Here is a 20,358-nt window from a genome sequence, read left to right on the forward strand (position 1 = left end):
GTGCGGGAATCGTCGTCTGCGGCCCGGCGGCCGCGCGTGCGTCGGTCACCTCAGCAGACCCTTCAACTCGATCGTCGGCAGCGCCTTGAGCGCCGCCTCCTCCGCCTCGCGGGCCGCCTCCTCGGCGTTCACGCCGAGCTTGGAGGACTGGATCTTCTGGTGGAGCTTGAGGATCGCGTCCAGGAGCATCTCCGGACGCGGCGGGCAGCCGGGCAGGTAGATGTCGACCGGCACGATGTGGTCGACGCCCTGCACGATCGCGTAGTTGTTGAACATGCCGCCCGAGGAGGCGCAGACGCCCATGGAGATCACCCACTTGGGGTTGGGCATCTGGTCGTAGACCTGCCTCAGGACGGGCGCCATCTTCTGGCTGACCCGGCCGGCCACGATCATCAGGTCGGCCTGGCGCGGCGAACCGCGGAAGACCTCCATGCCGAAGCGGGCCAGGTCGTACCGGCCGGCTCCGGTGGTCATCATCTCGATGGCGCAGCAGGCGAGGCCGAAGGTCGCGGGGAACACGGACGCCTTGCGCACCCAGCCCGCGGCCTGTTCGACCGTCGTCAGCAGAAAGCCGCTCGGGAGTTTCTCTTCGAGTCCCATAGGTGCCCCTCAGCCCCTCAGTCCCATTCCAGGCCGCCGCGCCGCCACACGTACGCGTAGGCGACGAAGACGGTGAGCACGAAGAGCAGCATCTCCACGAGCCCGAAAAGCCCCAGGGCGTCGAAGGTGACGGCCCAGGGGTAGAGGAAGACGATCTCGATGTCGAAGACGATGAAGAGCATCGCCGTCAGGTAGTACTTGATCGGGAAGCGGCCGCCCCCGGCGGGAGTGGGCGTCGGTTCGATGCCGCACTCGTACGCCTCAAGCTTTGCCCTGTTGTACCGCTTTGGCCCGATGAGCGTGGCCATGACCACGGAGAAGATCGCAAACCCCGCACCCAGGGCACCGAGCACGAGGACGGGCGCGTACGCATTCACGCTCCTCGCTCCTTCCAGTCGTCCTTGACCGTTGGACCGCACCGCCGGGTCGTGGAAGATCGCCCCATGTGAGGCAGTTCACAAGCCCGACTGACCCGCATCTTATGCCTGCCCCTCTGTGATCTGCGACACGGGGTGCAGCAAGGACTTTGTGATCTCCGCCACCCGACGAAGGATCATGAAGTCGGATGAGCGGTGATCTTGTTGCGCGAAGCGCCCAGTCGGTCACCAGCTGTGACATCCGGACCGGAAATCGCTGATCGGAGCGGGTGGCGCTCTATCAAGTGATGGCCAGTGCAGGCAAATTGGCGGTGGACGCGTACGGGTGATAAGGCAACCGGCCGTCGCCCGGTAGGGGGTTGCCGCGTACGGAGGTGGACGCGTGCGCGTTTTCACGAGCGCGGTGTGACCTGCATCACGTCACAAGAGCTTCAAAAGAAGAGGGCTTGGCCATCGGCGTCAAGAGGTGGTAAGCGTAGGGCAATTCGGGCGTTTCAATGAAAAGCCGTGATCAAGGGCTGGATGACCCATGCCCGATTTGCCCGTTACGGCGTCAATAAGGTTGTGACGGAAGCGGATTCACAGGTTCCAAACGTAACTGTGGCGCAACCCACGTTTCTTGAAGGGAACCGTCAAGCCCTGATAGCGGTTGTTCCCATGTCCCACACCGCTCACATACCCAGCCACCGGAAGCCCCGCCGCAGCGCCTCGAAGCTCGCGCTCCGCGCCGGAGTTGCCGGTGGCGTCCTCGGCACCATCGCGGTGGCCGGTGCTGCCGGGCCGGCGAATGCCGAGCCGGTGACCGAGACCATCGAAATGCCCACCCTGGGCTCGCTCGACGCCGCCACCGGCCTCGCCAGCGCCGTCGCCGCCTCCGCCGAGGCCTCCCAGCAGGAGGCGCTCGACCAGAGCCTCCGGTCGCAGGAGGACGCGGCGCTGCAGAAGGCGGCCAAGGAGGCCAAGAAGGCCAAGGCCGAGGCCGAGCGCAAGGCCGCGGCCGAGCGCGCCGAGGAGGCCCGCCTCAAGGCCGAGCAGGAGCGCAAGGAGGCCGCCGAGCGCGCCTCCCGCGACGCCGTCCGCACCCAGCTCTCCTCCCAGAGCTCGTCGAACGACAGCGGCTCCTCGTCGGACAGCGGCTCCACCACCTCCCAGAGCGACAGCCGGACGCAGGCCCCCTCCGGCTCCGCCGCCGCGATCGTGGCCTTCGCCAAGGCCCAGATCGGCGACGCGTACGTCTCCGGCGGCACCGGCCCCAACTCCTGGGACTGCTCCGGCCTCGTCCAGGCCGCCTACCGCGAGGCCGGCATCGACCTGCCCCGCATCTCGTACGAGCAGTCGAGCATGGGCACCTCCGTCTCCCTGAGCGACCTGCAGCCCGGCGACATCCTGTACTGGGGCAGCCGCAGCGGCTCGTACCACGTCGCCATCTACGTCGGCGGCGGCCAGTACGTGGGCGCGCAGAACCCGTCCTCCGGCGTGGTCCAGCACTCCATGGACTGGGACACCCCCTCGGGCGCCGTGCGGATCCTCTGATCCCACCCGGTTCACGACGAAGGGCCGTCACTCCTCGGGGGAGCGACGGCCCTTCGCCCGTTCCGGTCCGGGCGTCACTTCCGGTACGAGCCGATGACCCGGGCGTAGCCGTCCCCGCCGTGGGACCCGTACGAGCTGTCCACGGTCTCCGTGGTCTTCGGGGTCTTCGGGGTCTTCGGGGTGCCGCACACCGACCTGGCCGAGGGCCGCCTGGAGGTGCCCGCCGAGCTCGTCGCGGCGCCGCGGTGGCGGGCGGGCCGGCCCGGCGGCTGGTCCTCCCGGCGCACCGCCCGGGCGGACAGCCGCAGCTCGTCGAGGCACCGGTCCCGCCGAGCGACGAGGACAGCCTGGGGCCGGTGCTCCACCGGGCCCTGGAGCACCTGCGCGAGCCCCTGTCGGTGGACGAGCCGACGCGCCGGGCCCGGATGAGCCCGCGCGCCCTCCACCGCGGGGCGCGCGAGGCCCACGGCACCACCCCGCTGCAATGGCTGCTCCGGCAGCGGGTGGCGCGGGCGCAGACGCTCCTCGAGTCGACGGACCTGCCGGTGGAGCGGATCGGCGAGGAGAGCGGGCTCGGCTCGGCCGCCGACCTTCGCCGCCGCTTCACCCGCGCGGTCGGGCTCTCCCCGACCGCGACCGGGAGGGGTTCAGGCCTTCGGGGCCACCTTCGAGAGGCCGTTGATGATGCGGTCCATGGCGTCGCCGCCCGTCGGGTCGGTGAGGTTCGCCAGCATCTTGAGCGTGAACTTCATCAGCAGCGGGTGGGTCAGACCGCGCTGGGTCGCGATCTTCATGACCTTCGGGTTGCCGATGAGCTTCACGAACGCGCGGCCCAGCGTGTAGTAGCCGCCGTAGGTGTCCTTGAGGACCTGCGGGTAGTTCCGCAGGGCCAGCTCGCGCTGGGCGGGCGTCGCACGCGCGTGCGCCTGGACGATGACGTCGGCCGCGATCTGGCCGGACTCCATGGCGTACGCGATGCCCTCGCCGTTGAACGGATTGACCAGGCCGCCCGCGTCGCCGACCAGCAGCAGGCCCTTGGTGTAGTGCGGCTGGCGGTTGAAGGCCATCGGCAGGGCCGCGCCGCGGATCGGCTGCGTCATGTTCTCCGGGGTGTAGCCCCAGTCCTCCGGCATGGAGGCGCACCAGGCCTTGAGGACCTCGCGCCAGTCCAGCTCCCGGAACGCCTTCGAGGAGTTGAGGATGCCGAGGCCGACGTTGGAGGTGCCGTCGCCCATCGGGAAGATCCAGCCGTAGCCGGGCAGGAGGCGGTCCTGCGGGCCGCGCCGGTCCCACAGCTCCAGCCAGGACTCCAGGTAGTCGTCGTCGTGGCGGGGGCTGGTGAAGTACGTCCGGACCGCCACGCCCATCGGCCGGTCCTCGCGCCGGTGCAGGCCCATGGCGAGCGAGAGCCGGGTGGAGTTGCCGTCGGCGGCGACGACGAGCGGGGCGTGGAAGGTGACGTCGCGCTTCTCCTCGCCCAGCTTCGCGTGGACGCCGGTGATCCGGCCCGTGCGGTCGTCGACGACCGGCGCGCCGACGTTGCAGCGCTCGTACAGCCGGGCGCCGGCCTTCTGCGCCTGGCGGGCGAGCTGCTCGTCGAAGTCGTCCCGCTTGCGGACGAGTCCGTAGTCCGGGTACGAGGCGAGCTCCGGCCAGTCGAGCTCCAGGCGGACGCCGCCGCCGATGATCCGCAGGCCACGGTTCCGCAGCCAGCCGGCCTCTTCGGAGATGTCGATGCCCATGGCGACGAGCTGCTTGGTGGCGCGCGGGGTGAGGCCGTCGCCGCAGACCTTCTCGCGGGGGAACGCGGTCTTCTCCAGGAGCAGGACGTCGAGTCCGGCCTTGGCCAGGTAGTACGCGGTGGTGGAGCCGGCCGGGCCTGCCCCGACGACGATCACGTCTGCGGTGTGCTCGGAGAGGGGCTGCTCGGTCACGGCGGAACTCCCGAAGACTCGACGGTGGGGGCGGTACGGACGTACCGGGGCAGTCTATGGGGGCGTGTCCCCGGCTGGCCGGAGGGTCGCCCCCCGGGGCAAGATCGCCGATCGTGACCATCACTCGTACACACATACGGCGGGGTTCGCCGATCGCGGCCCTCCTCGCCCTGCTCTGCTCGGCGTTCCTCGTCCTGCCCGCCAACGCCGAGCCCACCGCCTTCGCCGACTGCCCGGCCGGGCGGTTCTGCCTCTACGACGGCAGCGGGGGAACCGGCACCCGGGTGGACGTCGCCGAAGGCGCCAAGGCCGAACGGGACGCCGGAACCGTCCTGTCCGTCAAGAACGACACCGGCATGTGGGCCTGCATGTACGGCAAGCCCGAGTACGGCGGCGGCCTCCAGACCGTCAAGCCGGCCAACGACGACGAGTACGTCACCGACGGCACCCGCTGGATCGTCGGCTCGTACAAGCTGGTGCCCACCCGTGCCCTCTGCTTCACCGGCTACGAGCGCTGCCAGGACGGCCAGGTCTGCACCTTCGCCGAACGCAACGGGCGCGGCGCGATGACCGTCCACGTCCCGAAGCCCGACGCCGCGACCCAGAACTACGGCAACGGCTACGGCCCCGAGGTCGCCCCCGTCTCCGTGTTCAACCGGACGGCCAAGCACCTCTGCTTCTACCCGAACGCCGACTACACCGGCAGCTGGTCCGGCAGCGGCACCCCATACGGCGCGTACGTCGTGCTGCGCGGCCAGAGCGTCACCGTCCCCGCCCCCTTCACGGGCACGTTCCGCTCCCACGAACTCGTCGACGGAACCTCGGAGTGCCAGTGACCACGCCCCTGCGCCCGGCCCTCGCCGTCGTCGCCGCCCTCACCGCCACCCTCGCCCTGACCACCTCGAACGCCCCCGTCTCCACCGCGGTGGGGACCGCGCCGAGCCCGCTCTCCGCCCACTGGGCGCAGACCCCGGTGCCAGGTGCCGCCGATCTTCCCGCCGGCGTCACGGTCACCGGCTGGACCGAGAAGACGCCCCTGGAGAACCGGACCAGACCCCGCCTCCTCCAGGTCGTCGAGATCGACCCCACCGCCGCCCCGCTCGACCTGTCGGGCACCGTCGGCACGGGCGACGGCCTGGCCGAGACGGTCGCCGAACAGCTCGCCGCGATCAGTCCGAAGGCCCCCGCCCGGCACCCCGTGGCGGGCGTCAACGGCAGCCTGTTCAAGTCGGAGGCCCCGCACCCGGACCTGGCGGCCGCCGGGCCCGTCACCCTCCAGCACATGGGGGTCTCGGTCACCGACGGCGTCCTGCACGGCTCCAGCTGCTGGGGCGGCGGCCTGGGCACGTCGGGCGCCGTGATCCAGTACGGCGTCCCGTACATCACCAAGCTGCGCACGGAGCTCAGCCTGACCGCGTCCGACGGGTCCCTCCCCATGGTCCTCGACGACATCGACCGGGACCCCGGCCGCGCCCGCGGCTGCGGCCGTGACAAGGACGACAAGCTCCTCCCCGAGGATCAGGTCGGCGGTCAGAAGGGCGTCTTCGTCGACGCCGACGAGATCGTCCTGTTCACCTCCGACTACAAGTACCCGGTGCCCAAGCCGGGCCTCGACCCGTACGTCACCACGGACGACGACGAGGGCTTCGAGGTCGTCCTCGACTCCACGGGCAAGGTGACGGCCGCCCGCGCGAGCCGCGGCGGCGGCAAGGGCAACGCCGTCCAGGTGAAGGTGCCTTCCGGCGGCCGCATCCTGCAGGGCGTCGGCACCGGCGCCACGTGGCTGCGCGACCACGCCCTGCCGAACACCACGCTCACGGTCTCCCAGAAGCTGATCGACACCCGGTTCAACCGGACGATCCCGCTGGACCCGTCGGTCGACGTCGTGAGCTCCTTCCACCAGCTCCTGCGCCATGGCGACATCCCGGCCGAACTGCCCGACACCTGCGGCGACACGAGCCCCGGCGCCGCGGAAGGCACCGAGATCTGCACCGACTCGCGGGTGGCCCTCGGCACGAACGTGCGCGGCCACACGGTCCTCGTCACCCTGACCGGACAGCCCCAGGCGAGCAACACCACCACCCACGAGGACGGCGCCCGGCTGCACTCCTTCGGGGAGCTCCTGGACTCCGAGGAGCTCGGCCTGATCGACGCGCTCAACCTCGACGGCGGCGGCTCGGCGACCCTGATCACCGCCGACACCGCCGGCAACCCCACCGTGCGCACCCCGCCGACGGACCGGGTGAACGGCGTGTACGTGCACCGGGCCGTCTCCGACGCCGTGTACGCCGGGATCAGCGGCTACGGCATGTACAAGAAGTAGCCCGGAGCCGCGCTACTCGGCCTTGAACCCCCGGTGCAGGGCGACGATCCCGCCGGTCAGGTTGCGCCAGGCCACCTTCGACCAGCCGGCCTTCTGCATCAGACCCGCCAGGGTCGGCTGGTCCGGCCAGGACTGGATGGACTCGGCGAGGTACACGTACGCGTCGGGGTTGGAGGAGACGGCACGGGCCACCGGCGGCAGCGCGCGCATCAGGTACTCCTCGTACACCGTCCGGAAGGGCGCCCAGGTGGCGTGCGAGAACTCGCAGATCACGACCCGGCCGCCGGGCTTCGTCACCCGGTACAGCTCGCGCAGCGCCTGGTCGGTGTCCTGGATGTTCCGCAGCCCGAAGGAGATGGTGACCGCGTCGAAGACGTCGTCGCGGAAGGGCAGCCTCGTGCCGTCGCCCGCCGTGAACGGCATCCACGGGTGCCGCTTCTTGCCGACCTGGAGCATCCCCAGCGAGAAGTCGCACGGCACGACGTACGCCCCCGCGCGCGCGAACGGCTGCGAGGAGGTGGCCGTGCCGGCGGCGAGGTCGAGGACCTTCTGCGCGGGGCGCGCGTCGACCGCCTTCGCGACCTCCTTGCGCCAGCGCCGGTCCTGGCCCAGGGACAGGACGTCGTTGGTGAGGTCGTAGTTCGCCGCCACGTCGTCGAACATGGAGGCGACTTCGTGCGGCTGCTTGTCCAGGGTTGCGCGGGTCACTGGCGTTCGGCCTCGCAGAATCGGAGACGGGCGGATCCACCCATTCTGGCAGGCGGGGCCCGGACCGCCCGGAGCGGGCCCGCCGGGCGCGCCCACCGGGCGGCACGATTTCCCAGGATTCCTCCCGACCTTTCGGGACCGGGAGTGCTCAAGGACGGTCGAGCACACGCCACGGCGGCGGGGACCCGCGCTTCGTGGCGCTGGCGAAGGAGGCCGTCGCCCGCCCGGTGGAGCCGGAGGAGAGGAACCTCGGCGGGGCCCACGTCCTCACCCCGGAGGAACGGCGGCAGGGGGCGATCTGCGAGCGGATTCAGCGCATCCGGTAGACCAGCCGCCCGTCGATGACCGTCGCCACGCACGTCGACGCTCCCCGGCGCACCAGCGTCGCCGTGTCGGGGACGTCGAAGACGGCGAAGCGGGCCGGACCGCCGACGGCCGGGCGCGGGAGCAGGATCAGGGGCGCGGGCGACAGCGCCGGGGGGCCCGGGAGGACCTCGGGGCGCCGGCCGATCGCGAGGCCGGCGCGGCGGACCGCGTCGACGGCGCCCCGGCCGCGCAGTTCCCCGGCGACGGCGACCGTGCCGTGCGCCAGCATCCGCTGGACCCCGCGCCGCGCGCTGGGGCCGCGCCGGGCGGGGTCGGCACGGAAGATCTCCGCCGCCCGCTCCCCGGTGATCGGCTCGGTGCCGAACTCCGCGGCCTCCCGGGGGTCCGGGTGGTAGGTCCGCTCCAGGAGCTCGGGGGCGTACGGGTTGAGCAGGCCGGGCGTGAGGATGCCCGGCCAGCGGCGCAGCCGGGCGTCCTGGTGGGCCTCGGCCAGCTCCTCGTACGGACCGACGGCGGCGACGAGGGCGCCGTCCACCAGGACGGCGGCCTCGGGGGTCGCCTCGGCGACGTGGAGGGTCGGCACGGGCGCGTCAGCGGGCGTCGAGGAGCTTCAGCTCGGGGTGCGCCGTGCCCCCCGCGATCGCGGTGGACGAGATGTGCGAGGCGACGCGCTCGTCGACCGGGTCGTTCGCCGGGTCGTCGTGGACCACGATGTGCTCGTACGTCGTGGTGCGCTGCGCCGGGACGCGGTCCGCGGTGCGGATCATGTCGATCATCTCGCGCAGGTTGGAGCGGTGCTTGGCGCCGGCCGAGGAGACGACGTTCTCCTCCAGCATGATCGAGCCCAGGTCGTCGGCGCCGTAGTGCAGGGTCAGCTGGCCGATCTCCTTGCCCGTGGTGAGCCACGAGCCCTGGATGTGGGCGACGTTGTCGAGGAAGAGCCGGGCGGTCGCGATCATGCGCAGGTACTCGAAGAGCGTGGCCTGCGTCCGGCCCTTGAGGTGGTTGTTCTCCGGCTGGTACGTGTACGGGATGAAGGCCCGGAAGCCGCCCGTCCGGTCCTGCACGTCACGGATCATCCGCAGGTGCTCGATCCGCTCGGCGTTGGTCTCGCCGGTGCCCATCAGCATGGTGGAGGTGGACTCGACGCCCAGCCCGTGGGCGATCTCCATGATCTCCAGCCAGCGCTCGCCGCTCTCCTTGAGCGGGGCGATGGCCTTGCGCGGCCGTTCGGGGAGCAGCTCGGCGCCGGCGCCCGCGAAGGAGTCGAGGCCGGCCGCGTGGATGCGGCTGATCGCCTCCTCGACGGAGACGCCGGAGATGCGGGCCATGTGCTCGACCTCGGAGGCGCCGAGGGAGTGGATGACCAGCTGCGGGAAGTCCTTCTTGATGGCGGCGAAGTGCTCCTCGTAGTACTCGACGCCGTAGTCCGGGTGGTGGCCGCCCTGGAACATGATCTGCGTGCCGCCGAGCTCCACGGTCTCCGCGCAGCGGCGCAGGATGTCGTCGAGGTCCCGGGACCAGCCCTTCGCGGTGTCCTTCGGGGCGGCGTAGAACGCGCAGAACTTGCACGCCGTCACGCAGACGTTCGTGTAGTTGATGTTCCGCTCGATGATGTACGTCGCGATGTGCTCGGTCCCCGCGTACCGGCGGCGGCGCACCGCGTCGGCGGCGGCGCCCAGCGCGTGCAGGGGCGCCGAGCGGTAGAGGTCGAGCGCCTCCTCGGGGGTGATCCGGCCACCCGCGGCGGCGCGGTCGAGAACGGACTGGAGTTCGGCCTTCTCGGTCACCGGGTGCATCCCTTTCGGAGGGGTTATGACAGACCGAACCAGCCTACGCCAGCGCTCCCGGCGACTTCCGCAGGGTACGGGTCGGCGGCCGCGGGAGCCCGGGAAGGGTGGCCGGCGGGTGAGGCGCCGGGGAGGGACGCGCGGGAGTCCGGCGAATATCCGGTGAATTCCGGCCGCGTCACCGGCGCGCCCCATTACCGGCGGGTCCGGGGCCGGACCGCCGGGGAGAGCGACCGCATTCCCGGTGGCGCCCGGAAAGGCCCGCCCGGCACGCGGAAAGGGCCGCCCGGCGCCGGGAAAGGCCCGGCGGCATTCCTTGTCCCGCGCCATTCCCGGCGGCTCCGCCGCTTATCGCACCGGGGGCGGCAGGAGTTCCACCGCGACGTCCGCCGGGAAGCCGGTCGTGGGGCCGGTGCGGCGGGCGAACTCCCGCACGCCCGCGAGCTGCTCGGGGCCGAAACGGAAGTCGAGCGTGCGGAAGTACCGCTCCAGGAGTTCGGCGTCGAAGGTCTCCCAGCGGGCGGCCTGCTCGGCGACCTTGGCGACCTCTTCGAGGGAGAGGTCGCGCGAGGCCAGGAACGCCTGGTGCACCTCGTGGACGGTCTCCGGCTCGCGCGCCAGGAAGTCCTTGCGCGCCGCCCACACGGCGAAGACGAACGGCAGGCCCGTCCACTCCTTCCACATCAGCCCCAGGTCGTGGACCTGGAGGCCGAGGCGGGGCGCGTCGTGCAGGGAGGCCCGGAGCGCGGCGTCGCCGATGAGGACGGCCGCCTCCGCCTCCTGCATCATCAGGCCGAGGTCCGGCGGGCAGGTGTAGTAGTCGGGCTCGACCCCGTACCGCTCGGCCAGGAGCAGCTGGGCGAGCCGCACGGAGGTGCGGGAGGTGGAACCCAGGGCCACGCGCGCGCGGTCGAGCTCCGCCAGGGGCCGCTGGGAGACGATCACGCAGGACATGACGGGCCCGTCGCAGCCGACGGCGATGTCCGGGAGCGCGACCAGGTCCTCCGCGTGCCGGAGGTACTCGACGAGGGTGATCGGTCCGATGTCGAGATCGCCCCGGACGAGCCGCTCGCTGAGCTTCTCCGGCGTGTCCTTGGTGAGCTCGAGGTCGAGGAGCGTCCCGGTCCTGGCGAGGCCCCAGTAGAGGGGGAGGCAGTTCAGGAACTGGATGTGTCCGACGCGGGGCCGGCTGCGCTGCTGGTCGTCGGTTGTTTTGTCCACATCGCGAGGCTAGACCCGTCTCACGGTGTGGGCATCGGCGGGGCACACGCGTCAGCGCACGGAACCGAATCAAACATGCGGGTGACGTGATCTTTACCTCTACCGCCGCGAGCGTCCTGCGTGCTACGCTCAACGCAAGTTGCAGTTTGGTTTCCCTTGCAGTACAGAGCCTGCGGAGCATGTGACCCGCAGGCTTTTGTAGTTTTCAGACTTGTTTGCAGGTTCTGGAGCAGGGCGACCCTTTGGCCCATAGGAGGGCTCATGGCTACCGGAACCGTGAAGTGGTTCAACGCTGAAAAGGGCTTCGGCTTCATCGCCCAGGACGGCGGCGGCCCGGATGTCTTCGTCCACTACTCCGCGATCAACGCGAACGGCTTCCGCTCGCTCGAGGAGAACCAGCTCGTGACCTTCGACGTCACGCAGGGCCCGAAGGGCCCGCAGGCGGAGAACGTCTCCCCGGCCTAAGTTGCCCGGGTCGGCGAACGCGCACGACTAGAGCAGTACCCAAGGAGCCCCGCTCCGTGCCTCACGGCACGAGCGGGGCTCCTGCCCTTTTCTCAGCAGTTCGGGATGACGGTCCCGTTGTTGTCGCGGGCCTCGTCGTTGCCCCAGCGGGACAGGTAGTACGCGGACACGTACGCCCCGTAGCCGTTGCCCCCGGGCTGGACGGTGTCGAGGTCGGTCCTCAGCCACCAGTGGTTGTAGTTCCCGGAGCCGTCGCGGACCTCCGCGCCCCAGACCTTGCAGTACACGTAGTTGGTGCCCGCCTTCAGGACGCCCTGCGGGGCGTTCGTGTTCGCCTGGGCGTAGCCGGTGGCGTCGGCGAAGGTGTCGACCCAGTACTTGCCGCCTCCTCCGCCCGAGCAGCCGTTGTCGCTGGTCAGGAACTTGGAGCCGTAGGAGCCGGGGTAGGGGGCGAGGGAGGCGCCGTTGATCACGACGGTCTGGCCGACGCCGTTGTAGAGCTGCTCGTAGTGGATGTGGGCTCCGGAGCTGTTGCCGGTGGAGCCGGTGGTGCCGATCTGCTGCCCCTGGGCGACCGAGGCGCCGTCGGCGACCGCGTAGGCGCTGAGGTGGAAGTAGTACGTCTTCCAGCCGGCGCCGTGGTCGATCACGAGGTAGTTCCCGGCTCCGGTCGGCTGGGAGTAGCGGTAGGCCCTGCCGGACGCCGAGGCGAGCACCGGGGTGCCGGCGGTGCCGCCGCCGTCGGAGCGGACGAAGTCGAGCGCCTGGCGGACCTCGGCCGAGTGGTGGCTGTAGGTCCAGGTCTGCCCGCAGGGGAAGGGCGCCTTGAAGAGCGGCGCGGCCTGGGCGGGGGTGGTGGTGACGAGCGCGGTGAGCAGGCCCGCGACGAGCGCGAGCAGGGTGCCGAGGGGGGTGATCCGTGCACGCATGCGTCCTCCGGTAGGGGGTCGGGGATCGGCGAACGGGGGCGGAGCAGGGGTCGACGCGCGTGGAACGGCCCCAGGGTGCCGGAAGACCGCGTGCCGCAGTAGACCGCGAAGACCACACCCGTACGGGCGCGGATACGTAGTCTGGACACATGACCGAACGCAAACCGCCAGGAGTCAGCTTCGAGTCGTTCGTCGACAAACAGATCCGCGAGGCGTCGGAGCGCGGCGAGTTCCGCAGCCTGCCCGGCTTCGGCAAGCCCCTCCCCGACGACTCGGCCCCGTACGACGAGCTGTGGTGGATCAAGGGGAAGATGCACCGCGAGGGCGCGTCCGTGCTGCCGCCCTCCCTCGCCCTGCGCAAGGAGGCCGAGGACGCGCGGGCGGCGGCGGCCGCGGCCGTCTCGGAGAGCCAGGTCCGCCGCATCCTCGGGGACATCAACACCAAGATCGCCGAGGCGCTCCTCCGCCCGCCGGCGGGCCCCCCGCTGAACCTGACGCCCATCGACGTGGATGCGGCGGTCGAGCAGTGGCGGCAGGATCGTTCCTAGGGCCCCGACCCGCCTGGGCCCCGACCCGGAGGAGCCCCCATGAACAGTGCCGGTCTGCTGGTCGACGCGTTCGGCCGGATCCGCGAGGTCGTCCACGAGGCCGTGGAGGGGCTGACGGACGAGGAGCTCGCCGTACGGATCGATCCCGACGCCAACTCGGTCGCCTGGCTCGTCTGGCACCTCACCCGCGTCCAGGACGACCATCTCGCGGACGCCTTCGGGACGGACCAGCTGTGGACCTCGGACGGCTGGGCGGACCGCTTCGGGCTGCCCTTCCCGAAGCGCGCCACCGGCTACGGTCAGACGAGCGCGCAGGTCGCCGAGGTCCGCGCGTCCGCGGAGCTGCTGCTCGGCTACCACGACGCCGTGCACGCCCGCACCGAGGAGCTGGTCCGCGCCGTCACGAACGCGGACCTGGACCGGATCGTCGACACCCGCTGGGACCCGCCGGTCACCCTCGGCGTCCGCCTGGTGTCGGTGATCACGGACGACCTCCAGCACGCGGGGCAGGCGGCGTACGCGCGGGGCGCGGTGGAACGGCGAGAGGGTCCGTGACCGCCCCGTCCGACTGACGGGACCACCAGTTCGGTCCCTTCGTACAACCCCTGCGGACGATCACGAGTCCAACCGGTCGTGGCGACCGCCACGCTCGGTCGTCCCGGGGGGAATTCCACCGTGCAGCACCGCTCGTCCGTCCGCCGCTTCGCCGCCGCGGTCCTCACCCTCTCCACGGTCACCGCCGTGGCGGGGACGCTCGTCACCGTCCCGGCGACGGCGGCCCCCACCGCTGCGCCCGCGCCCGCGGCCGCCCTGGACGCGGCCCTCCTGCCCGTCGACGCCGACGTCGCCGGCGCCGGCACCACCGGTTACCTCGCCTCGCGCCGCGACGACCAGGGCAACACCCTCATGGAGTGGCACGCGTACGCCGACGGCTCGGTCACGCCCCTCTCGGGCACCGTGGGCCACGACAGCAACTCCGACATCGCCGTGACGAGCAACGGCGGCGGTTCGGTCTGGCTGCGGGACATGAGGCCCGGCGGCACCCTCTCCACGTACTTCGACCTCTACTCCGAGTTCAGGGCCCCGGCGCAGCTGGTCGGCGCCGTCGGCGAGAACCTCTACGTGAGCGTCGCGACCGGCGTCGAGGGCTACCGCGAGCTGTGGAAGCTCGCCCGCGTCAACGGCGTCGCCCAGAAGTCGAAGCTCTCGTCCCGCACCCGCAACACGGACTACAAGGTCGTCGCCTCCGACGGCAGGAACCTGGTCGTCCTGGGCGCCGAGATGACGCGGTCGTCGCCGAACACCGAGTACAGGCCCTCGTGGTGGACGGCGACCACCAGCACGCTCAGCAACTCGGTCATCGACTGGGAGGGTTCCTCGGGCTCCCTCCGGTGGACGCAGGGCACGACCGGCGCGTACACCCCCACCCGCAGGGCGTGGGTCCACCACCCGGAGGCCGGTGGCGCCGAGATCGTCACGAACAGCGTCGTACGGTTCCCGATGGACGGCTCCATGAGCGGTGTCGTGGTCGCCGGCATCGTCGGGGACGTCCTGCTGTACGGCGTGCCGGGCACGGCCGCCGGCGAGCCGCCCAGCCCGCTGTACGCGCGGAGCATCACGGACGCCTCCGCCCAGCCGTACAGGGTCCTGGACAACTTCTCCAGTGCGGCCCACGCCCCGGACGGCTCCGTGCTCGTGCGCGGCTACGGCGCCCCGGGCGACGGGATCCTCCGCATCCGGGGCGGGGCCGGCGGCGCCCGCCCGGAGGTGACGCTCGCGGCGGACACCGGCCGGGTCCTGGCCGTCCAGGTGAACGAGTCCCGGGTCCCCTCCTCGGTCGACCTGGAGAAGCCGGGCACGACCGTCCCCATGGAGTGGACCCTGTCCCGGGCCGACGCCACCGTGGACCTCACGCTGACGCACGTGCGCACCGGGAAGAAGCGCACCGAGCGCCTGGCCCGGCCGTCGTCGGGCACCCGCTTCGCCTACGCGTGGAACGGCGTCGTGGACGGCATCAGCGCCCCGAACGGCGACTACAGCTGGTCGGTCACCGCGACGCCGGACGACGGTGCGGGGGGCCCGGCGACCGCCTGGGGCTCCTTCCGGGTCGTCCGGAAGGCCAACCCGCACGACGCCAACGACAACGGCTCCACCGACGTCCTCGCCCGGGACGCCTCCGGCGCCCTGTGGCGCGACGACCTCTTCGACTGGCCGACGGGCGGCCAGGTGATCACGGCGAAGCGGACGAAGATCGGCACGGGCTGGAACACGTACAAGCAGATCGAGGCCGTCGGCGACATCGTGGGCCGCACGCCCGGCGACCTCGTCGCCCTCGACGGCAGCGGCGTCCTCTGGCTCTACAAGGGCAACGGCGACGGCACCCTGTCCACGCGCATCAGGGTCGGCGGCGGTTGGGGCGCCTACACCAAGCTGACCGGCGGCTCGGACCTGACCGGAGGCGGCAGGCCCGACCTCCTCGCCATCGACGGCTCCGGCGTCCTGTGGCGCTACCCGAGCACCGCCGACGAGTTCCACCCGTTCGGCAACCGCGTCCGCGTCGGCGGCGGTTGGGGCGTCTACAACCAGATCACCGCCGTCGGCGACATCGCCGGCTCCTCCATCGGCGACCTGGTCGCGCGCGACGCCTCCGGCGTCCTGTGGCTCTACCAGGGCAACGACGCGGGCGGCTTCTCCCCGCGCGTGAGGATCGGCGCCGGCTGGGGCGCCTTCTCCCAGCTCGTCGGCGCCGGCGACGTCGACAACGACGGCCGCCCGGACCTGATCGCGTACGGATCGGGCGGCACGTACGTCTACCGCTCGACGGGATCGGCGACGGCGCCGTTCGCGCGCATGACGACGAACCTGTACGCGGGCGAGGGCACCAAGTTCACCTCGGTCTCCTGAAACGGGGTTGGGCGTACAACCCTTCGATCTTCCCGGAGGCCCTTGGGGCATGGCGTGAATCGCCACGCCATGCCCCAAGGGAGGAACACGACCGTGTCCCGAGTACGCACGCCCCGGCACCGTCTCGCCGCAGCCGTCGCCGTCACTGCGGGCGCGACGGTTACGGCCGCGCCGACGGCCCTGGCGACGACGGATGCCGTGACGGCCGCCGCCGAGGAGGCCCCGCAGGCCGCGTCGGAGCTGCCGCCCGGCTCGCTTCTCATCGGCAACGGCCCGTCCGGTTTCCTGACCCGCTCGACCGAGGGGACGGAGGGGGTCTACCGCTGGACGCGCTCCGAGGACGGCGTCACGACCGTCCTGCCCGAGGGGACCTACTACGGGGGCCTCCGGAGCGACCTGGTCGTCAAGATGGACGGGACCGTCCACACGCTGTACGACATGGCAGCGTCTACAGCTGGGACGAGTTCGGCGGGACTCGGCCGTGTTCTGACGTCTCAGGTGCGCGTCAGCGGCACGGTCGCCCAGACCGTCTTGCCGACCGACCGGTCCTTCACGCCCCACGCCGTGGCGAGGGCGGCGACGAGCAGCAGCCCGTAGCCGCCCTCGTCCGGCTCCCGGGCGGGCACCGGCCGCCGCTCGCCCCGCGCGTCGGACAGCTCGACCCGTACGTGGCCGTCGCCCCGCTCCATCCGCACCTCGAAGTCCCGCCCCGGCACCCGGCCGTGCTGGACCGCGTTGTTGGCCAGCTCGGCGACGACCAGTTCGATGGCATCGGTTCCGCTCAGGCCCCAGTCGTGGAGCTGTTGCACGGCGAGTAACCGCGCCAGGCGCGCGCCCCGGCGCGTTGCCGAGAGCCGGAGCGCGAACTCACCGGTTGGAGTGGCGGTTTCGGATTTCATGCCCCCGACCCTGGCCCCCCGGCCATACGCTGACCAGCAGTGACACCACGACGCTGGGTAACTGTACGGGTACGCCAAGAGGGCGGTACGGATGTCGGGGAACGAGGAGGAGCGGCCGGAACGGCCCTCCGAAGTGGACGGTACGGCGCACCTTTTCCGGGCGCTGGGCAAACAGATCAAGGCCCTGCGGCGGAACGCGGGCCTGAGCCAGGCGGAGCTGGCCGCCCTCACGCATTGCAGCGAGGACCTCGTCTCCTCGATCGAGCGGGGCGTACGGGTCCCCCAGCCGGACTTCCTGCTCCAGGTCGACCCGGTGCTGGGGGCGGGCGGGGTGTTGGCGGCGGCAGCGGACGACGTGCGGGAGGCCATCTCCCGGGCGCGGGTGCGGCATCCGGACTGGTTCCGGAGCTTCGCGAAGGCGGAGGCGGAGGCCGTGGCGTTGCACTATTACGAGGTGCAGGCGGTGCCGGGCTTGTTGCAGACCCACGCGTACGCACGGGCCGTCATGCGACACCGCCGACCCGTCTGGGACGAGGAAACGATCGACAAGTGGGTAGTCGACCGTATGGCTCGACAGACGCTCCTCGACAAGTGGCCGCCGACGACGGTCAGCTTCGTCCTTGAGGAGGCTGTCCTGCGTCGCCCCACCGGGGGTTTGCGGATCCACCGCGAACAGCTCCGGCACATCGCTGAAGTCGCGGGCCGCCGTACGGTTCACCTCCAGGTGATGCCGCTGACGAAGGATGACCACCCTTCCCTCGACGGCGCCTTCACGCTCCTGACTCCCAAGGGGCGGCGGGAGGTCGCGTACACCGAGATCTATGGACATCCTCGGCTGATCACCGACCCAGAAGAGGTACGCGTATACACCGAGCGTTATGGGATCCTGCGATCACAGGCACTCTCGCCCCATGAGTCCCTGGAGTTGATCGAAAAGATGCTGGGAGAGCTATGAGCACCGCAGATCTGGCCTGGTTCAAGAGCAGCTACAGCGACGGCGAAGGCGGCGAGTGCATCGAAGTCGCCTACGACTGGCGCAAGTCCAGCTACAGCAGCGGCGAAGGCGGCAACTGCGTCGAAGTCGCCGCCCATCCCGCCCTCGTCCACGTCCGCGACTCCAAGAACCCCCACGGCCCCCAGCTCGCCGTCTCCCCCGCCTCCTGGGCCGCTTTCCTGGTCGTGGCGTCCGGGGCGTGACCTCGATCAAGGCGGTCAACACGCCGGCGCCGCACATCCTGGGCGCCTGCGCCCAGGGATCGACCCGGTGGCCCTCCCGTCAGCCGAACGGGGGGCGCACCGGACGTATGCGCCGTTCACCTCCGATCCCTTCGTACGGATGAGGAACCGGGCGCGTCACGGCCGACCTGCGAGAACGCCGTCGAGGATGAGTCCGTCCTCGCGCCGCTCACAGTCCCTCGGCCCGCTTCCGGAGCGGGCCGCTGTGCCATGCGCGCGTACGGAAGGAGACGACCTTGTCCGAGCAGGAGCAGGCCGAGCAGAGCGCCGGTGGGTTCACTCTCGCCACCCCCGTGGGTGCCGAGTCGCCGGTTCCGCTGTCGCATCCCGTCCCGGAGCCGGACGAGCAGTGGGAACTGCCGCACGGTTTCGCCCACGTCTTCCACGGCGAGGGCAACCAGGGGATCACCCGGCCGGTGATCATGTGCGACGGCTTCAACCTCGGCAAGAGCGATCTGAAGGCGCTGTACGCCGGCCTGGACCGCGAGTTCCCCCTCCTGACGGAACTTCGCCGCCGCGGCCGTGACGTCATCCTGATCGGCCTGAACGAGCGCTCCGCCTCGGTCCTGGACAACGCCGAAGCGGTGGTGGCCGCCATCCTGCAGACCACCGCCATGCAACTGGGCAGCGCGCCGCTGACCGTGGGCGGTTTCAGCATGGGCGGTCTGGTCACCCGGTACGCCCTGGCCAAGCTGGAGGAGGCGCGGGTCGACCACCGCACCCGCCTGTACTTCTCCTACGACACGCCGCACCGCGGCGCCGTCGTGCCGATCGGCCTCCAGGCGTTCTCCCACTTCATCCCGGCCCCGAACGCCTTCGCCCGGCAGATGAACAGCCCGGCCGCCCGGCAGATGCTCTGGCGGCACTACGACCCGAAGACCGGGCAGGTCGGGATCGCCCCCGAGCGCAAGCAGTTCCTGGAGGAGCTGGCGCGCGTCGGCAACTGGCCGAACCACCCCCGCAAACTGGCGCTCGCCAACGGCCGTGGCGACGGCGAGGGCCTGGCGGTTCCGCCCGGCGAGACCGCGCTGAAGGTCGAGCGGATCTACCCGGGCACGACCTTCCACGCCCAGTCGCAGGGCAAGGACGTGATCGTCGCCGAACTGAAGCGACGGTTCCCCCCGGCCGAGAAGACGATCACGACGAGCGACTTCCCCGAGCTGGACGGCGCCCCCGGCGGCACCCTGCGCTCGTACGGCATCCTCGCCGACAAGCTGAAGGAGGCCGGCGCCCAGATCGACCTGCGGCACGAGGACGTCTGCTTCGTCCCCTCGGTCAGCGCGGTCGCGATCCGCGACATCGACCAGCAGAAGGACCTCTTCACGAACATCGACGACCTGGATCCCGAGGAGAGCGAGGTCGACGACTTCGTCTGCTCCTCGGACACGACGGCGCACACCGCCATCACCCGGGAACTCGGCGAGTGGTTGCTGGAACGGCTGCCCGACTGATCCTCCGCAGCACACGGGTCGGGCCGGCCGCCGCGCGGACGGCCCGACCGGTCGGAGGCGACCGGCCGGCCGGGGCGTGGTGCCGGAATACGCCTGTGCGGTGGCTGGTTGGAGCGGGACATGCAACGTGATCCCGGGCCGTCCGGTGGCATCCATCCTCTCCTCGCGGGACGGTTCAGCCCCTACCAGTTCGACGCGTCGGCAGCCGTCGACGACCACTCCCTGCGCCTGCTGCTGGAGGCCGCGCGGTGGGCACCGTCCGCCGGGAACTCCCAGCCGTGGGGGTTCTTCGTGAGCCGGCCGGGCGAGCCGGACCACGAGCGGGTGGTCCGGCACCTGGCGCCCAGCTCGGCCCGGTGGGCGACGAACGCGGGGCTGCTCGTCGTCACGCTGGCGCGTCGGCACGTGGGGGATTCGGAGCTGCTCTACTCCGAGTTCGCGGACTACGACCTCGGCCAGGCCATCGCGCACATGACCGTCCAGGCGGAGGCGCTGGGGCTGGCCTCCCACCAGTTCCGGGCCTTCGACATGGAGGGCCTCACCAAGGAGCTGGGACCGGGTCCGGGATGGTCGATCGTCTCCATGATGGCGCTGGGGAAGGCGGGCGAGGAGCGGCCGGAGGGCCGCGACCGGCGCAGCGTCGCGGATCTGCTGGGCGCGCCCTGGGCCCCCTGACGGGCACCGTCGCCGGGTTCTCGGGGTGGGCGTGCTGCGTGGGCTTCTGGTGGGACCGCCCTCTTTCCGAGAGTCGCTCCTTCCGGCGGCGCGTCAAGGGCGAGTCGGCTTCGCCGATGGCCTGCGGCCACCCTTGACCCGCCGCCTCCAGGAGCGAAAGACCTCTCGGAGGGCGGTCCGGGGGCCGGGGTCCCCGCCGAGGCCCGGGCAGCGGCGGGGGGCGGGAGAGCGGCTTTCGGGCCGGTGGGGTGGGGCTGGGTTCACGGCCGGGGCGGATGGGGCTGCTCGCCCCGGCTCTCGGTGCGCGGTCGTTGCACGGGGCGGCCCGGCTGCGCTCGGCGGGTCCCGGTCGCTCGTCGGCCGGGCCTCAGGCCCCGCTGGTCGCTCCCGGTGGGTGGAGAGGCGCACACAAGTCCGCTCCACTCCCGGTAACAGCCC

The 20,358-nt window shown here is 71.3% G+C and carries 23 protein-coding genes and 1 pseudogene; 14 read left to right on the forward strand and 10 right to left on the reverse strand.

Going from position 1 to position 20,358, the window contains the following annotated elements; all coding sequences use genetic code 11:
* Positions 1-45 precede the first annotated feature (45 nt).
* Both ACZ66Z_RS11760 and ACZ66Z_RS11765 read right to left on the reverse strand, forming a co-directional pair.
* Complete coding sequence (locus ACZ66Z_RS11760; RefSeq protein WP_030318842.1) at positions 46-600, reverse strand: NuoB/complex I 20 kDa subunit family protein; 555 nt, start codon at positions 598-600, stop codon at positions 46-48.
* A 17-nt stretch (positions 601-617) separates the two neighbouring features.
* The gene (locus tag ACZ66Z_RS11765; RefSeq protein ID WP_019888619.1) at positions 618-977 is read right to left on the reverse strand and encodes an NADH-quinone oxidoreductase subunit A; all 360 of its coding nucleotides are present in this window, start codon (positions 975-977) and stop codon (positions 618-620) included.
* A gap of 657 nt (positions 978-1,634) precedes the next feature.
* Here ACZ66Z_RS11765 and ACZ66Z_RS11770 point away from each other — a divergent pair.
* Positions 1,635-2,510: a C40 family peptidase gene (locus tag ACZ66Z_RS11770; protein ID WP_469933783.1), complete on the forward strand. Its 876-nt coding sequence runs from the start codon at positions 1,635-1,637 to the stop codon at positions 2,508-2,510.
* 74 nt (positions 2,511-2,584) lie between these two features.
* On the opposite strand, the gene ACZ66Z_RS11775 is transcribed toward ACZ66Z_RS11770, so the two are convergent.
* Positions 2,585-2,977: a hypothetical protein gene (locus ACZ66Z_RS11775; RefSeq protein ID WP_469933784.1), complete on the reverse strand. Its 393-nt coding sequence runs from the start codon at positions 2,975-2,977 to the stop codon at positions 2,585-2,587.
* Here ACZ66Z_RS11775 and ACZ66Z_RS11780 point away from each other — a divergent pair.
* Positions 2,936-3,088 (forward strand): annotated as a pseudogene (locus ACZ66Z_RS11780) (helix-turn-helix domain-containing protein); the annotation flags it as partial. The gene ACZ66Z_RS11775 and the pseudogene ACZ66Z_RS11780 overlap by 42 nt on opposite strands.
* A gap of 69 nt (positions 3,089-3,157) precedes the next feature.
* On the opposite strand, the gene ACZ66Z_RS11785 reads toward ACZ66Z_RS11780, so the two are convergent.
* Positions 3,158-4,444 carry a geranylgeranyl reductase family protein gene (locus ACZ66Z_RS11785; RefSeq protein WP_469933785.1) on the reverse strand — a complete coding sequence of 429 codons (1,287 nt, stop codon included), beginning with the start codon at positions 4,442-4,444 and terminating at the stop codon, positions 3,158-3,160.
* A 113-nt stretch (positions 4,445-4,557) separates the two neighbouring features.
* Here ACZ66Z_RS11785 and ACZ66Z_RS11790 point away from each other — a divergent pair, with 113 nt between their 5' ends.
* Positions 4,558-5,280 carry a peptidase inhibitor family I36 protein gene (locus tag ACZ66Z_RS11790; protein WP_469933786.1) on the forward strand — a complete coding sequence of 241 codons (723 nt, stop codon included), beginning with the start codon at positions 4,558-4,560 and terminating at the stop codon, positions 5,278-5,280.
* The gene (locus tag ACZ66Z_RS11795; RefSeq protein ID WP_469933787.1) at positions 5,277-6,767 is read left to right on the forward strand and encodes a phosphodiester glycosidase family protein; all 1,491 of its coding nucleotides are present in this window, start codon (positions 5,277-5,279) and stop codon (positions 6,765-6,767) included. The genes ACZ66Z_RS11790 and ACZ66Z_RS11795 overlap by 4 nt, the downstream gene beginning before the upstream one ends.
* 12 nt (positions 6,768-6,779) lie before the next feature.
* Here ACZ66Z_RS11795 and ACZ66Z_RS11800 read toward each other — a convergent pair whose 3' ends face one another.
* Positions 6,780-7,475, reverse strand: a complete 696-nt coding sequence (locus ACZ66Z_RS11800) for a demethylmenaquinone methyltransferase (protein WP_469933788.1) — start codon at positions 7,473-7,475, stop codon at positions 6,780-6,782.
* Between the two features lie 194 nt (positions 7,476-7,669).
* Between ACZ66Z_RS11800 and ACZ66Z_RS11805 the strand changes: the two genes are divergently transcribed.
* Complete coding sequence (locus ACZ66Z_RS11805; RefSeq protein WP_469933789.1) at positions 7,670-7,801, forward strand: hypothetical protein; 132 nt, start codon at positions 7,670-7,672, stop codon at positions 7,799-7,801.
* Here the strand turns inward: ACZ66Z_RS11805 and ACZ66Z_RS11810 are convergent.
* The 3 genes from ACZ66Z_RS11810 to ACZ66Z_RS11820 form a co-directional block, all read right to left on the reverse strand.
* A complete protein-coding gene (locus ACZ66Z_RS11810; protein ID WP_469933790.1) occupies positions 7,786-8,385 on the reverse strand; it encodes an imidazolonepropionase-like domain-containing protein in 600 nt (199 codons plus the stop codon). The two genes, ACZ66Z_RS11805 and ACZ66Z_RS11810, sit on opposite strands and share 16 nt — an antisense overlap.
* A gap of 7 nt (positions 8,386-8,392) precedes the next feature.
* Positions 8,393-9,592, reverse strand: a complete 1,200-nt coding sequence (mqnC, locus tag ACZ66Z_RS11815; RefSeq protein ID WP_469933791.1) for a cyclic dehypoxanthinyl futalosine synthase — start codon at positions 9,590-9,592, stop codon at positions 8,393-8,395.
* A gap of 348 nt (positions 9,593-9,940) precedes the next feature.
* Positions 9,941-10,813, reverse strand: coding sequence for a menaquinone biosynthetic enzyme MqnA/MqnD family protein (locus ACZ66Z_RS11820; protein WP_469933792.1), 873 nt, complete (start codon positions 10,811-10,813; stop codon positions 9,941-9,943).
* A 261-nt stretch (positions 10,814-11,074) separates the two neighbouring features.
* On the opposite strand from ACZ66Z_RS11820, the gene ACZ66Z_RS11825 reads away from it, so the two are divergent.
* A complete protein-coding gene (locus ACZ66Z_RS11825; protein ID WP_015035453.1) occupies positions 11,075-11,278 on the forward strand; it encodes a cold-shock protein in 204 nt (67 codons plus the stop codon).
* Between the two features lie 92 nt (positions 11,279-11,370).
* On the opposite strand, the gene ACZ66Z_RS11830 is transcribed toward ACZ66Z_RS11825, so the two are convergent.
* The gene (locus ACZ66Z_RS11830; protein WP_469933793.1) at positions 11,371-12,207 is read right to left on the reverse strand and encodes a M23 family metallopeptidase; all 837 of its coding nucleotides are present in this window, start codon (positions 12,205-12,207) and stop codon (positions 11,371-11,373) included.
* Positions 12,208-12,356: 149 nt separating this feature from the next.
* On the opposite strand from ACZ66Z_RS11830, the gene ACZ66Z_RS11835 reads away from it, so the two are divergent.
* The 4 genes from ACZ66Z_RS11835 (at position 12,357) to ACZ66Z_RS11850 (ending at position 16,256) form a co-directional block, all read left to right on the forward strand.
* The gene (locus tag ACZ66Z_RS11835) at positions 12,357-12,755 is read left to right on the forward strand and encodes a DnaJ family domain-containing protein (protein WP_469933794.1); all 399 of its coding nucleotides are present in this window, start codon (positions 12,357-12,359) and stop codon (positions 12,753-12,755) included.
* A gap of 39 nt (positions 12,756-12,794) precedes the next feature.
* The gene (locus ACZ66Z_RS11840; protein WP_469933795.1) at positions 12,795-13,310 is read left to right on the forward strand and encodes a mycothiol transferase; all 516 of its coding nucleotides are present in this window, start codon (positions 12,795-12,797) and stop codon (positions 13,308-13,310) included.
* Between the two features lie 120 nt (positions 13,311-13,430).
* The gene (locus ACZ66Z_RS11845; protein ID WP_469933796.1) at positions 13,431-15,659 is read left to right on the forward strand and encodes an FG-GAP repeat domain-containing protein; all 2,229 of its coding nucleotides are present in this window, start codon (positions 13,431-13,433) and stop codon (positions 15,657-15,659) included.
* Positions 15,660-15,752: 93 nt separating this feature from the next.
* A complete protein-coding gene (locus tag ACZ66Z_RS11850; protein ID WP_469933797.1) occupies positions 15,753-16,256 on the forward strand; it encodes a hypothetical protein in 504 nt (167 codons plus the stop codon).
* Here ACZ66Z_RS11850 and ACZ66Z_RS11855 read toward each other — a convergent pair.
* A complete protein-coding gene (locus ACZ66Z_RS11855) occupies positions 16,154-16,558 on the reverse strand; it encodes an ATP-binding protein (protein ID WP_469933798.1) in 405 nt (134 codons plus the stop codon). The genes ACZ66Z_RS11850 and ACZ66Z_RS11855 overlap by 103 nt on opposite strands.
* A gap of 91 nt (positions 16,559-16,649) precedes the next feature.
* Between ACZ66Z_RS11855 and ACZ66Z_RS11860 the strand changes: the two genes are divergently transcribed.
* The 4 genes from ACZ66Z_RS11860 (at position 16,650) to ACZ66Z_RS11875 (ending at position 19,920) form a co-directional block, all read left to right on the forward strand.
* The gene (locus ACZ66Z_RS11860) at positions 16,650-17,513 is read left to right on the forward strand and encodes a helix-turn-helix domain-containing protein (RefSeq protein ID WP_469933799.1); all 864 of its coding nucleotides are present in this window, start codon (positions 16,650-16,652) and stop codon (positions 17,511-17,513) included.
* Positions 17,510-17,755 carry a DUF397 domain-containing protein gene (locus ACZ66Z_RS11865; RefSeq protein WP_469933800.1) on the forward strand — a complete coding sequence of 82 codons (246 nt, stop codon included), beginning with the start codon at positions 17,510-17,512 and terminating at the stop codon, positions 17,753-17,755. Before ACZ66Z_RS11860 ends, ACZ66Z_RS11865 begins: the two co-directional genes overlap by 4 nt.
* Positions 17,756-18,030: 275 nt before the next feature.
* Positions 18,031-19,245, forward strand: a complete 1,215-nt coding sequence (locus ACZ66Z_RS11870; protein ID WP_469933801.1) for an esterase/lipase family protein — start codon at positions 18,031-18,033, stop codon at positions 19,243-19,245.
* 120 nt (positions 19,246-19,365) lie between these two features.
* On the forward strand, positions 19,366-19,920 hold the full coding sequence (locus ACZ66Z_RS11875) for a nitroreductase family protein (RefSeq protein WP_469933802.1): 555 nt from the start codon (positions 19,366-19,368) through the stop codon (positions 19,918-19,920).
* Positions 19,921-20,358 lie beyond the last annotated feature (438 nt).

The organism is Streptomyces sp. NPDC107498, from assembly GCF_055582805.1.